10 protein-coding genes are annotated in these 13,074 nt (G+C 46.3%); all 10 read right to left on the bottom strand.

The genetic code is table 11. From position 1 onward, the window contains the following. Positions 1-22: 22 nt before the first annotated feature. The 10 genes from spoVE to bshC all read right to left on the bottom strand — a co-directional run bounded on the left by spoVE (position 23) and on the right by bshC (position 13,046). On the bottom strand, positions 23-1,123 hold the full coding sequence (gene spoVE, locus VP472_RS07565; protein WP_003154430.1) for a stage V sporulation protein E: 1,101 nt from the start codon (positions 1,121-1,123) through the stop codon (positions 23-25). Positions 1,124-1,181: 58 nt separating this feature from the next. Next, on the bottom strand, positions 1,182-2,537 hold the full coding sequence (gene murD, locus VP472_RS07560) for a UDP-N-acetylmuramoyl-L-alanine--D-glutamate ligase (RefSeq protein WP_146276724.1): 1,356 nt from the start codon (positions 2,535-2,537) through the stop codon (positions 1,182-1,184). Further along, complete coding sequence (mraY, locus tag VP472_RS07555; RefSeq protein WP_007409707.1) at positions 2,538-3,512, bottom strand: phospho-N-acetylmuramoyl-pentapeptide-transferase; 975 nt, start codon at positions 3,510-3,512, stop codon at positions 2,538-2,540. Positions 3,513-3,619: 107 nt separating this feature from the next. Further along, positions 3,620-5,092 (bottom strand): UDP-N-acetylmuramoyl-L-alanyl-D-glutamate--2,6-diaminopimelate ligase, encoded by a 1,473-nt coding sequence (locus VP472_RS07550; RefSeq protein ID WP_014417717.1) that lies wholly within the window; start codon positions 5,090-5,092, stop codon positions 3,620-3,622. Positions 5,093-5,287: 195 nt separating this feature from the next. Beyond that, the gene (locus tag VP472_RS07545) at positions 5,288-7,207 is read right to left on the bottom strand and encodes a stage V sporulation protein D (RefSeq protein ID WP_003154438.1); all 1,920 of its coding nucleotides are present in this window, start codon (positions 7,205-7,207) and stop codon (positions 5,288-5,290) included. Positions 7,208-7,320: 113 nt separating this feature from the next. Beyond that, complete coding sequence (gene pbpB / locus VP472_RS07540) at positions 7,321-9,465, bottom strand: penicillin-binding protein 2B (protein WP_146276722.1); 2,145 nt, start codon at positions 9,463-9,465, stop codon at positions 7,321-7,323. 6 nt (positions 9,466-9,471) lie between these two features. Beyond that, the gene (gene ftsL / locus VP472_RS07535) at positions 9,472-9,825 is read right to left on the bottom strand and encodes a cell division protein FtsL (RefSeq protein ID WP_003154442.1); all 354 of its coding nucleotides are present in this window, start codon (positions 9,823-9,825) and stop codon (positions 9,472-9,474) included. 39 nt (positions 9,826-9,864) lie between these two features. Further along, positions 9,865-10,800 (bottom strand): 16S rRNA (cytosine(1402)-N(4))-methyltransferase RsmH, encoded by a 936-nt coding sequence (rsmH, locus tag VP472_RS07530; protein ID WP_007409704.1) that lies wholly within the window; start codon positions 10,798-10,800, stop codon positions 9,865-9,867. Positions 10,801-10,869: 69 nt separating this feature from the next. After that, positions 10,870-11,301, bottom strand: coding sequence for a division/cell wall cluster transcriptional repressor MraZ (gene mraZ, locus VP472_RS07525; protein ID WP_007409703.1), 432 nt, complete (start codon positions 11,299-11,301; stop codon positions 10,870-10,872). A gap of 125 nt (positions 11,302-11,426) precedes the next feature. After that, positions 11,427-13,046 (bottom strand): bacillithiol biosynthesis cysteine-adding enzyme BshC, encoded by a 1,620-nt coding sequence (gene bshC / locus VP472_RS07520; RefSeq protein WP_153986658.1) that lies wholly within the window; start codon positions 13,044-13,046, stop codon positions 11,427-11,429. Between the last annotated feature and the right edge of the window lie 28 nt (positions 13,047-13,074).

Genomic DNA, 13,074 nt, shown 5'->3' with positions numbered 1-13,074 from the left:
GAGTGATGAGGCAAGATACAGATCAATACCTCGAGTACCGGCTGACATTTAAAAGCACGCCGACCGCTGCGAGCATCAGCGTCAGTGATGAGCCTCCGTAGCTTAAAAACGGCAGCGTAATTCCTGTTACCGGGATCAGCCCCGTCACAACGCCGATATTAATCATGACTTGAATAGCTATCATAGAAATAATACCGATGGCGACAAAGCTTCCGTATAAATCCGGCGCGCCGAGGGCAATCCTGACGCCCCGCCATAATAAAATACTGAACAGCAGCAATATGAGCGAACCGCCGATAAAGCCGAGTTCCTCAGATAAAATAGCAAAAATGAAATCGGTTTGCGGCTCCGGCAGGTAAAAAAACTTTTGCCGGCTTTGGCCGAGCCCCATCCCGAACAGTCCGCCCGGACCTACGGCATAGAGCGACTGAATGATCTGAAATCCGCTTCCAAGCGGGTCCTCCCACGGGTTTAAGTAAGAGGTAATCCGTTTAATCCGATAAGGAGCGGACAGAACAAGCGCCGCAAATCCGCTTAAACCGATGAGTCCGAGAAACGCGAAATGAGCGATTCGCGCACCGGATACAAAAATCATCACGATGCACGTACCCACCATTACCGTCCCCGTTCCCAGGTCCGGCTGGCACATAATAATAATAAATGCAGAAAACACGATTCCGAGCGCGGGAACGAATCCGCGTCTGAATGACGTAATATTCTTCTGTTTTTCAGAAAGAAATTTAGCCAGAAACGCAATCATCGCGAGTTTCATAAACTCCGAAGGCTGAATGCTGAACGCTCCCACTCCGATCCAGCTTCTTGAACCGTTCCGCACCATTCCGACTCCCGGAATCAGCACAAGCACAAGCAGAAAAAAACAAATGATCAGAAGCAGCTTCGACCATGTGCGCCATGTCCAATAATCCACATTCATAATGAAAAACATGGCAATGACGCCGATCCCCGCAAACAGCAGCTGCCGTTTTGCGAAGAAAAACGAGTCGTCAAATTTATAATCCGCCCATACCGCACTTGCACTGTAGACCATAATTAATCCTATTGTTAAAAGCAATAACGTAATAATAACTAATAACAAATCAGGCGCTGTTTTTTTAGTAGTCAAAGCAATCGACACCCCAAGCATAAGTCATTTAGGGCTGCCGATGAACAGAGACAAGCCCTTACTTAAGCATATGCACGGCATCTATAAACATGTCACCGCGTTCTTCAAATGTTTTGAACTGATCCCAGCTTGCACACGCGGGTGACAAGAGGATGACGTCTCCTTCATTTGAGAGCGCAAACGCCGCAGATACTGCTTGTTCAACATTATCGACACGTTTGACATGTTGTATTCCCAGCTCATTGCCCAGTTTTTCTATCTTCGGCGCTGTCTGTCCGAACGTCAGGACCGCTTTGACATTGTCCATATACGGTTTCAGATCGTCAAAACCGTTGCCGCGGTCCAGTCCGCCTGCAAGCAGAATAACCGGTGCTTTGAACGCGGAGAGCGCTTTGCTTGTGGCCAAAATATTCGTCGCTTTGCTGTCATTATAAAATTTACGATTCCGGATCGCTGTTACATACTGCAGACGGTGTTTGACACCGGTAAAGCTTGTCAGCACCTTCTGAATCGCTTTATTAGACGCGCCCGCCGTTTTTGCCGCGGCTACAGCGGCCAATATATTTTCTAAATTGTGCGCGCCCGGCAGCACGATGTCATCAACAGGCAGAATCGCTTCATCGCCGAACATCAGCATTCCGTCTTTAATAAATGCGCCGCTTGACAGTTCCTGGTGAACTGAAAACGGAACGGTGCCGGCTTTTCCGCTTTCGGCAAGCCGCACGACTGTTTCATCGCTTTGATTCACGATGGCCGTATCACTCTCAAGCTGATGAAGATACACGTTCTGCTTGGCTTTTTCATAGTTTTCACGGCTGTGATGGTAATCCAAATGAGCGTCGAACACATTTAAAATCAGGCCGATTTCAGGTCTGAACGCATGAGTCCCCATAAGCTGGAACGAAGAAAGCTCTGTGACGATCCATTCATCACCGTCAGCATGATAAGCCACTTCACTGGCGACAGTGCCGATATTCCCTGCGATCAGCGCCTTTATCGAGTCAGCTTTCAGCATTTCATAAATCAGGGTCGTCGTTGTTGTTTTCCCGTTTGAACCTGTAATGCCGATGAATTTTGCATTGGTGATATAATACGCAAGCTCGATTTCCGTCCAGACCGGGATGCCTCTTCTTTGCGCTTCCTCCACCATGATATTTTCATACGGGATTCCGGGGTTTTTGATCAGAATGGTAATGTGATGCTGATCAAAAAGTGACGTCGGATGCTCACCGCAGATGACCTCGATTCCTCTTTCTGAAAGCCTTTTAGCAGGTTCGTTCTCTTCAAAGGCTTTTTGATCATTTACGACGACGTTAATGCCTTTTTCATGAAGAATCGACGCAGCCGCATATCCGCTTTTCGCCAGTCCGAGGACCAGAAAGTTTTGTTTTCGCAAAAAAAGTTCGTTTTCCACTTATAACCACACCTCGATGTAAATTCCTAAAACGGCAAGCAGCAGTCCCGCAGTCCAGAATGTGACGACAACTCTCCATTCAGACCATCCGACCAATTCGTAATGGTGGTGAAGCGGACTCATCTTAAAGATTCGTTTTCCTGTCGTTTTAAAGCTGATGACTTGTAAGATAACAGATAAGGTCTCAATAACAAAAACTCCGCCGATAATGACGAGCAGAATTTCAAGCTTCGTCAGAATGGCAACGGTCACGATCGCTCCTCCGAGCGCAAGCGAACCGGTATCCCCCATAAATACTTTGGCGGGATGGGCGTTGAATACAAGAAAACCGAGAACGGCGCCGACAACGGCAACCGAGAAAATCGCAACGTCATATTGTGACTGGTTCCACGCAAGGATGGCGAAAGCGCCGAATGCGATAGCCGCGGTACCGGACAAGAGACCGTCCAGACCGTCTGTCAGGTTGACGGCATTTGAACCTCCGACAAGCATAAAGAGAACGAGGATAAAGTATCCCCAGCCGAGATCGATTGACAGATGTGTGCCCGGCACCCTGATGCCGGTTGAAAAATGGCAATAATGATATACTCCGTAAAATACAATGGCAATAATGATCTGGCCGATCAATTTCTGCTTCGACGTCAATCCGAGATTCCGTTTCATTACTACTTTAATATAGTCATCCAGAAAGCCGAGCAGGCCGTATCCGATCGTAACAAACAGCAGAAGAAACATTTCCGCGCTCAGATGCGAAAATTTCTGCGTCATGACAATCGCCGTAATGGCGATGGATACGATAATCATGACCCCGCCCATCGTCGGCGTCCCTGATTTTTTCATATGTGATTTCGGCCCCTCTTCCCTGATACTTTGGCCGAATTTTAAACGTCTTAAAAACGGGATAAGAATCGGAGATATCAGAACACTGATTAAAAATCCCATTATTATTGTAAATAAAATCACTTGCTCAAGCATTGCTCTTTTCTCCTCCCGTTTCGTTCAAACGACATACGTATTTATCATATTCACATTGTGTCCCCGTAATTCTTTTCATTTCCCTCATTCTAACACTCTTTCCTGTTTTACTTTTTATTCAGCTCAACAATAGCTCTTCCCGCTACTTCGGCGTCATCAAAGTCGAATGTTTCATTGCCGATCTGCTGATAGGTTTCATGCCCTTTCCCGGCAATCAGAACCACATCTCCCTTTTTCGCGTTGGCAATGGCAAAAAAGATAGCCTGCTCGCGGTTTGCGATACTGTGATAGTAGGTGCCTTCTACCCCTCTTTCCATATCTCTTAATATGGCCAGCGGGTCTTCGCTTCTCGGGTTATCTGAAGTGAAAATCGGTTCGTCGGCAATCCGCACCGCAATTTCCGCCATTTTCGGGCGTTTCGTTTTATCCCGGTCTCCGCCGCAGCCGACGACGACGAAAAGCTTGCCCTCTGTCATGTCTTTGCATGTATTCAGAACGTTTTCCAGACTGTCAGGCGTGTGCGCGTAATCGACGATCACAGGAAACGGCTGATTATGATTCACCAGTTCAAACCGGCCTCTGACACCTTGCAGCTCTTCAAGAGCGCTTGTGATCGTATCAAACGGCAGACCCGCTGCGATCGCTGTCGCCGCTGCAGCCAGTACGTTATACACGTTGAAGCGGCCGACGAGTGAAACCGTGATCTGCTTTGTTCCTTTTGGCGTAACGAGTTCAAAACTTGTGCCTTGCGCAGAGATCTCGATTTGTTTCGCCATGACATCGGCATCGTTCTCGATTCCGTATGTAAGGATGTGCGCCGCCGTCACTTTTTCAAAGTAAGCACTGGCTTTGTCATCTGCGTTTAAAACTGCCCGCTTTGGCTTTTCATGGTTAAAGGAGCCGCCCAGCTGGGAAAACAGGAGGCTTTTAGCCTGTCTGTAGTCTTCCATCGTCTTGTGATAGTCTAAATGGTCCTGCGTCAGGTTCGTGAATACGGCAATATCATAATCGCAGCCGTGAACCCTGCCGAGTGACAGAGCGTGAGAAGACACCTCCATAATAGCTGTGTCAACATGCTCATCATTCATTTTCTTGAACGTTTTTTGCAGTGTGACGCTTTCGGGCGTTGTATTTTTGACCGGGAATGTCTCATCCCCGATTTTAATGTACATCGTTCCGATTAAACCGGTCTGTCTTCCCGCTTTTTTGAAAATCTCATCAACCATGTGCGTCGTTGATGTTTTGCCGTTTGTGCCGGTGATGCCGATAAGCTGAAGCTGCTTTGTCGGCTGCCCGTAAAACGCGTCAGAAAGAACGCTGAGCGCCCGCTGTGACCGGCGGACGATAATGACAGGGACATCGACGTCAAGCTCTTTCTCGGCAACGATGGCCGCTGCGCCGTTTTCTGCGGCTTTTTGAGCGAAATCATGTCCGTCTACCGTATACCCTTTTATACACACAAAAAGACTCCCTTTTCTCACTTCCCTGGAGTCCATCTCAATTGAAGTTATATCAGGGTCATGAAAGTCATTTTGAACAGGTTCGGCCATTAAATATGTAAGCAGCTTTGTAAGTTTCATTGTATCAAACCTCTCAGAAATTCTATTCATTCTTTTATCATGATAACCGTTTATAAAAGTCAGAATGGCTTTTAAACATACAGTTCATATTTTAGCGTAAATAAAAGGATACATCCAGTTAATCTTAAAAGTTATCTTCTTTTTTTCTCTTTATGATAAAAGGCAGCCGAAAACAATCGGCTGCCTCAAAAAGACTCATTCTTCACTCAAGTAAACACGGATCTTTGAGCCTTCTTTTACTTTCGTTCCGGCTGCAGGTGATTGTTTCACAATTTTGCTTCCTTTTCCTGAGGAGTCAATATTCAAATTGACAAGCAGCGACTCAAGATCAGAGACAGACATCCCTACAACATTCGGAACCTCTATTGTTTTTGTGTCGTTCCATTGATATTTTTTCTCGATTTGATTTTTTCGCGGTTTCACGCCGAGCTCCGGCAGACTGTCTCTCATCATATTTCCGACAATCGGCGCGGCGACGGTTCCCCCGAATTGAATCGTGCCTTTCGGATTATCAACCGCGACATACACGACAAGGCTCGGGTCATCAGCCGGCGCAAAACCGATAAAGGAGACGATATGGTTGTTTTCGAGATATTTGCCGTCTTTGACCTTTTGTGCGGTACCTGTTTTTCCGCCGACGCGATATCCTTCCACAAAGGCATTCCGCCCCGTTCCCTGAGCGACGACGCTTTCTAAAGCATATCTGATCTGCTTTGACGTTTCCTGGGAAATAACTTGCCTTTTCGCAATCGGCGATTGTTTCTTAACGGTTTTTTTCGTAACGGGATCAACCCACTCTTTGGCGATAAACGGAGTATAAAGCGTTCCGCCGTTTATTGCTGCGGAAACGGCTGCCACCTGCTGAATCGGCGTGACGGAAACCCCTTGTCCGAAAGCGGTTGTCGCCTGTTCGACCGGGCCGACTCTGTCAAGCGGGAATAAGATCCCCGTTCCTTCCCCTTGCAGATCAATGCCTGTTTTCTTTCCAAAGCCGAAGTCCTTAATATATTGAAACAGCTTTTGTTTTCCGAGCCGTTCCCCCAGCTGTACAAACCCAGGGTTGCAGGAATTTTGAACGACTTCAAGATAAGATTGCGAACCGTGGCCGCCCTTTTTCCAGCATCGGAGGCGGGCGCCGTCAACCTCGGCAAATCCTTTGTCATAAAAGTGGTCTCTTTGCAAGTTTACTTTTTGCTCTTGGAGAGCCGCCGCAAGCGTAATAATCTTAAAGGTCGAACCCGGTTCATATGTGCTCCATACCGGCAGGTTCCGGTTGTAAACGGACGGATCTACGGATTGATAGTCAGCCGGATCAAAATCAGGACGGCTTGACATACCGAGCACTTCCCCGTTTTTCGGATTCATTGCGACCGCAATCATTCCGTCGGGATTATATTTCGCCGCAGCATTATCGAGCTCTCTTTCTATAATCGTCTGAACCTTGGCGTCAATCGTCAATTTCATATCAAGTCCGTCTTTCGGAGGGGTGTAATCATCCGCTTCATCAGGCATTTTCTTCCCCTTGGCATCCGTATAAAATTTCACTGATCCCTTTACACCTTTTAAGTCATCATCATAATAAGCCTCCAATCCGAGAAGGCCCTGGTTATCAATACCGGCAAAACCGAGAACATGAGACAAAAAGCTTCCGTACGGATAATGGCGGATGCTGTCTTCAGCCACATAAACCCCTTTTAAGTCGAGCGCTTTGATTTCTTTCGCTTTTTTATTGGAAATTTTCCGCCCCTCGGGTGAGATTTTTTCGATGGAGGTTTTCTTAGTAATGTGTTTGTAGACCTTCTCTTCCGACATATTTAAAACTGACGCGAGAAGCTTGCCCGTTTTTATGGGATTTTGAATCTGGCGCGGTACGACAAAGACGGTCGGCGCGCTTTTATTCGTAGCCAGCTTCACGCCGTTTCGGTCAAGGATCTCTCCCCGCTCAGGCTCAAACGGCAAATTCCGGCTCCAGGAATCCTTAGCCAGTGAAGTCAGCTTTTCTCCCATCACAAATTGGACATAGCCTAATCTGCTGTCAATGATCAAAAAAATGATTACGCCAAAAAGCAAAACCAGTAATAAACGTTTTCGAACCGTTACATTTGAAACGCGCAAGGGACCGTCCACTCCTTATTTAGGCTTGTTTCAATTTATGCCTCAGCTTGGACACATAGAACGGCAGCGCATAAAAAAGAAGCCCGCGGGCATCCGCGGACTTCTCTGTCCCGTTAATCAGGATTTTTAAATTTCACCTTAATCACGGTATTTTCTTTCAGTTCTTTGCCTTTTTTCACACTTTGGCTTGAAGCGTAACCTTCACCGCTCACATCGATGTGAATGCCTGATACTTTGCTGAATTGAAGCACTTCCCGTCTCGACCATCCGGACATATCCGGCATCGTCATCTTTCCGTCTGTTTTTAAGAAGATTTTCTGATTGGTGATCACATCTTCTCCGGCTGTCGGATACTGGTCTTTTACGGCAACATCGCTGCCGATGACAATCGGTGTGAGATGTTCATTTTTCGCTTCCTTCTCAGCGCCCGTGACTGTCTTATCTGTCAGGTCAGGCATCTTTTGGCTTTTCGTTTCTTCCTGGCCGGAATCCGTTTTTTCCGTCGGTTCGATATTCATGTAGTGGAGGCTGTTTTTCATCGTCGGGTTAAAGATTTCCGCAACAGGATCAGAGCTGCTTTGACCCGCTTTTAACTGCGGCTGCTGCACGGCTACATAGATGACGAGCTTAGGATCATTTTTCGGCGCCATGCCCATGAATGAAAACACATAGTTGCTCGTTCCCCTTAAATATCCGCCTGTCCCGGCGATTTGTGCGGTTCCCGTTTTACCCGCGACGTCAAAACCTTCAATTTTATAAGGTTTTCCCGTTCCGATGTCTGACGTCACGACTTCTCCGAGCAGGTTCCGGACTTTTTTCGCCGTATCGGCTGAAATCGGCGTGCCAACTTGCTCCGGTTTTGTCTGCTTGACGACTTTTTTCGTATCGGGGTCGACAATATGATCAATGACGTAAGGTTTCATCATTTTGCCGTTATTGGCAATCGCCGTGACGGCCTGAAGCTGCTGGATCGGTGTTATCGCCGATGCTTGGCCGTAAGCCGTAGACGCTTTGTCAAAATCATATTTGTAGTTAATTTTACTTGATACTTCACCGGGCAGATCAATCCCTGTTTTTTGATAGAGCCCGAATTTGTGCAGGTACTCATTAAACCGGTCAAACCCCAGTTTTTCATTGGCCAGTTTGGCGAAAGCAACATTCGATGACCTCATGAGGCCGTCATGGAAGCTTGTCATACCCCATCCGGCGCCATCGTTCCAATCTTTAACAGGTCCGCCTCCCACTTTATATGTTCCTGATTTATATTTCTCGTTTGCGGAAAACACATTTTCCTGAATCGCCGCGGCAAGCGTAAAGATCTTCATCGTCGATCCCGGTTCATACGCGTACGACACTAAGTCGTTGTAATAATTGGTGACGTTTCTGATATTCGGGTCAAAACTCGGACGCTGCCCCATCGCAAGCACTTTGCCTGTTTTCGGTTCTACGACAGCCGCCATAATTTTTTTCGGTTTATATTTTTCCGCTACTTTCGTCATGCTGTCTTCTAGAAAGGTTTGAATTTTCTGATCAATGGTTAAATATACATTGTCACCGTTTTTAGGTGCGGTGATTTTTTCTTTGCTGTTCGGAAGTTTCCAGCCGGATTTATCACTTTCGTAAGTGACGGACCCGTCACGTTCCGTCAGATAGTTATTCAGTATTTTTTCAAGCCCTAAAGAGCCTTGTATCTCGTTTGTTTTTTCATTCACATCGGCATAGCCGAGAACATTTGACAAAAATATGCCGTTCGGATAGTAGCGCTTCGTATCTCTTAAGAAAGAAATACCCGGAAGATTCATTTTTTCGATCTTTTGTTTTTTCGCATAAGAGATATCGCGGCCGGCTGAACCGAATTCCACCTGCTTCGCGCCATTCCTGTTTAAAATGTCCAGAATCTCGCTTTTATCAAGATTGATAACGGTCGCCAGTTTTTCCGCCGTTTTCTCTTTGTCTTTGACATGCTGAGGATGCTTCGGATCACTCGTCATTTTTTTATCAAGCACGGCAATGAGCTTATATGTCGCCGTGTCCTCCGCAAGCACTTTGCCCTTCCGGTCAAGAATAGAGCCGCGGCTCGCTTCTATCGTCCGCTTTTTTTCGTGCTGCTCGGTCGCTTTTGTTGCAAGTTCTACACCGTTTGCTTTACCGGTTAATTGAATGTACGCCATTCTCCCGAGAATGACAAAGAAAAAGAGAGCGAAACAAATACTGAGTATCGCTGCTCCTCTGTTCATAAACTTATTTTTTTTCGGCATGGGTTATCATTCCTGTATGTTTTTCACTTTTTTATCTTTCAGATTCAAACCGTGCTTTTTAGCGATATCCATCAGGCGCTGCGGCTGGCTTAAGTCAGCAGCCGTCTTTTCGAGATCACCGATCTGCTTATTCTTCTCAGATACTTTCTCCTCCAGTTTTTGCACCTCAATATTGGATTGGTACGCCGCGTATGCCTTTGATACGATAAACATTGATGTGGAGAGAACGGCAATGGCAAACAGGACGAGCAGCACCTTTTCTCCGAGTGTAATGGAAGCCCTCTTTTTGACAATCACCTTTTTTTCGGGACTTATCACTGGCCGTTGTTGTTTTTCCTGCTGGTAAGCTAAGTTGCTCATAGGCTGATGACCTCCTTTAATGTTGTCATTTGCTGCCCGTTATTTTCGTTTCTCCGCAATGCGGAGCTTCGCTGACCGGGCGCGGTTATTTTCTTCAAGCTCCTCTTTTGATGCCGTAATGGGCTTTCTCGTAATCAGTTTTAATTCCGGTTCAAATTCTTCCGGTATCACAGGAAGACCCGGAGGCAGTTCGGGAAGTGATGATTTTTCCTTGAATGTCGTCTTGCACATTCTGTCTTCCAGCGAGTGAAAAGTGATCACAGACACCCTTCCGCCCGGCTTCAGCACCTCTATCGCTTGCAAGAGGGCCTCTTCAAATACTTGAAGCTCGTCGTTTACGGCGATTCGAATGGCTTGGAATACACGTTTGGCCGGATGACCTCCGCTTCTTCTTGCCGGAGCCGGTATCGCGTCCTTTATTAGATCGACCAGTTGGCCGGTTGTTTGAATAGGCGATTTTTCTCTTGCCTCTTCAATTTTCCGGGCGATCTGCTTGCTGAATTTTTCTTCTCCGTATTTAAAGAAAATCCTCACAAGGTCCTCATACCGCCATTCATTTACGACTTCTTTCGCCGTAAGGGCGGCCGACTGGTCCATCCTCATGTCCAGCGGTGCGTCATGATGATAACTGAATCCCCGTTCCGGTGTATCAAGCTGCGGAGAGGATACTCCTAAATCAAATAAAATTCCGTCGACACTCGTAATGCCGTGTTCATGTAAACACTCTTTTAAATAACGAAAGTTGCTTTTTACCAGAATGAGCTGTCCTTTGTATTCGGACAATGTTTTCTTTGCATTTTCAAGTGCCGTGTCATCTTGGTCAAAGGCGATCAAGCGTCCTTTTTCCGATAATTGCTGCAATAAATATGTACTGTGCCCGGCGCCGCCAAGGGTGCAGTCCACATAGGTTCCGTCCGGTTTGATATTTAAACCGTCGACGGTTTCACGAAGAAGTACTGTCTTATGCTGAAACATTTGTGTCGGTCCCACCTTTATCAGGAATGAATTGAATTGTCAGTTGTTGTTGTGATGCACGAAGATCCATTATATATCAAATCCAATCATGTTTTCAGCAATTTCAGCGAATGAATCTTCTTGCTCTTCTGTGTATTGTTCCCATATTACCTTACTCCACAATTCAATTCGATTGGAAACCCCGATGACAACACATTCTTTTTCCAGTTTTGCGTAATTCAGAAGAGATGACGCAATATTAACCCTTCCCTGCTTGTCCAGTTCGCATTCGGTCGCACCGGAAAAAAAGAATCGGGTAAATGCGCGGGCGTCTTTTTTGGTGAGCGGCAGAGCCTTCAGCTTTTCTTCAATCAGCTTCCATTCATTCATCGGATAGCCGAAAAGGCATTGGTCAAGTCCTCTTGTCAGCACAAACTGCTCACCGAGGCCTTCTCTGAATTTTGCGGGTACGATCATGCGGCCCTTTGCATCAACAGTATGCCGGTATTCACCCATAAACATGATAAGGACCCCCACTTTCCCTCCTAAACTCACCACTATCCGCCACTTCTCTCCACAACCTCATTTTACACTGTTTACACATAAAAAAAAACCCTGAACTATTCAGGGTTCTTTAAAACTTTATTTCAAAGTTTGACAATCTGATGTTGGTTTTGAAAAGAAAATGGCAGATGTTTGAAGGTTGTGAAGAATTTTGGACCGTAGCGGTTCAGATAATACATCACATTCCAAATCCGTTCCTGCGGAGCGCCGAGCGGTCTGATGCTGTTTTGGATTCTTTCATAGTCACGCAGCACAAAGCCTTCTTTTTCTTCAATTCTTTTCGTTACCGTCCGTTCTAAAAAGAAGAGCTGATCCTGAATGAAGGCGGCATTCTTCTGTAAGAGCGGCTCAAGGCTTGAATCGACCTTCAGCGCTTCGTCCCTTGCGCGTTTATGGACAGCTTCAATCTGAGACTTCGCCTGTTCCATTACAGAAGAAAACTCTTCCGGAATCTGCTCTTCAAAATAAGTGTCTTTCAGGTGTCCGGTGCCGTGTTCAATCGCTTCCTGAAGCGGGATATTCCGTTCTGAAAGCTTCTTTTCAATATGGCGCTCAAGAATCGTAATGTTCAGTCTCGGCACTACCGGCGTCATGCGAAAGCCCATTAATGAGAAAGCCTGCTTCAGCTCACCCCAATAATTGATTTCTCCCGGCCCCGCGATAAACGCCAGAGTCGGAATGAGAAACTCCTGCATAAGCGGCCTTGTCACAACGTTATTGCTGAAACATTCCGGTTTTTCTTCCATATGAGTATGAAGCTCGTCGTTCGTCCACTTCAGGTCAAGCTCCTTAATGACAAAAACGCCGTTTTCTTTTTCAATTAAGAAACGCTCTCCCTCGTGTTCGTAAAACAGATTGGCCTGATCTTTGTCCGTTTCAATAATCGGGTGATAACCGGCTTCCCGCATAAGACTCTGCTGGTCTGACACGGCTTTGGCAAGCTCATGATTGTGTTTTAAAATCTGCTGAAACATACTCGTTTCCAGCTTTTTAATCCCCGGATCTCCCGAATTCATCAGAATAAGGCCTTCTTCTTGAAACAAGTCGGCGATCAACAGCTCAAAAAAGTCCGTGAATGTCTCTGATGAGCGTAAACATCGCTTCACGTTTTGAAGGAGTGTGTTTGTGTGATCCGTTTCCTCAAAAGCAGCGAACACTTCATCAATCCAAGCCGCGCATTTTTGCTGATCTAGCTCGGTTTTAGCCGCCGATGTTTTTTTCCAGTACGACTGCGGCAGTTTCTGTTTCACCGGACCTTTATTCTCTGTTGACGTATGCACAAAATTGATTTCTTCCAGATCGTGATCTTCACCCGCCACCCAGAAAATCGGAACAACAGGAATCTGTAACGCCTCTTCCTGCTGTCTGGCAAGTACGATAATGGAGATAATTTTATGTATGGTGTAAAGAGGCCCCGTTAAAAGACCGGCCTGCTGGCCGCCTACTACCGCTGCGCTTTTTGGATCTCTCAGTTTTTCGATGGAGGCCTGCATGGCGGCGGAGTGAAATTTTTCGTGATAGGAGGATAAATAATCCGCTAATTCTTCTCTGGCAAACGGCCGCGAAGACAAGTCGTGAAGCCGCTTTTGCCATACGTCCTCTGAATGAATATCATAATCAAAAAATGAAGACATGTCTTCTCCATCTATATAGTGCTGCACAAACTTATTTTGACTTTTGATGGAAAGTTCAGTTAGCTGCATCTGTCTGGAACTTCCTTTCTCCAATAAA

Source organism: Bacillus sp. MT(2024), assembly GCF_036362845.1.
In the GTDB taxonomy this organism is placed as follows: domain Bacteria; phylum Bacillota; class Bacilli; order Bacillales; family Bacillaceae; genus Bacillus; species Bacillus velezensis.
The sequence above is the reverse complement of the archived record's forward strand: the minus strand, read 5'-3'. Positions and strand labels throughout refer to the sequence as shown.

Bases quoted from the DNA above. Each gene is read 5' to 3' on its own strand.
- mraY (WP_007409707.1), bottom strand. From the start codon at position 3,512: ATGCTTGAGCAAGTGATTTTATTTACAATAATAATGGGATTTTTAATC.
- VP472_RS07550 (WP_014417717.1), bottom strand. From the start codon at position 5,092: ATGAAACTTACAAAGCTGCTTACATATTTAATGGCCGAACCTGTTCAA.
- pbpB (WP_146276722.1), bottom strand. From the start codon at position 9,465: ATGCCGAAAAAAAATAAGTTTATGAACAGAGGAGCAGCGATACTCAGT.
- ftsL (WP_003154442.1), bottom strand. From the start codon at position 9,825: ATGAGCAACTTAGCTTACCAGCAGGAAAAACAACAACGGCCAGTGATA.
- rsmH (WP_007409704.1), bottom strand. From the start codon at position 10,800: ATGTTTCAGCATAAGACAGTACTTCTTCGTGAAACCGTCGACGGTTTA.
- mraZ (WP_007409703.1), bottom strand. From the start codon at position 11,301: ATGTTTATGGGTGAATACCGGCATACTGTTGATGCAAAGGGCCGCATG.
- bshC (WP_153986658.1), bottom strand. From the start codon at position 13,046: ATGCAGCTAACTGAACTTTCCATCAAAAGTCAAAATAAGTTTGTGCAG.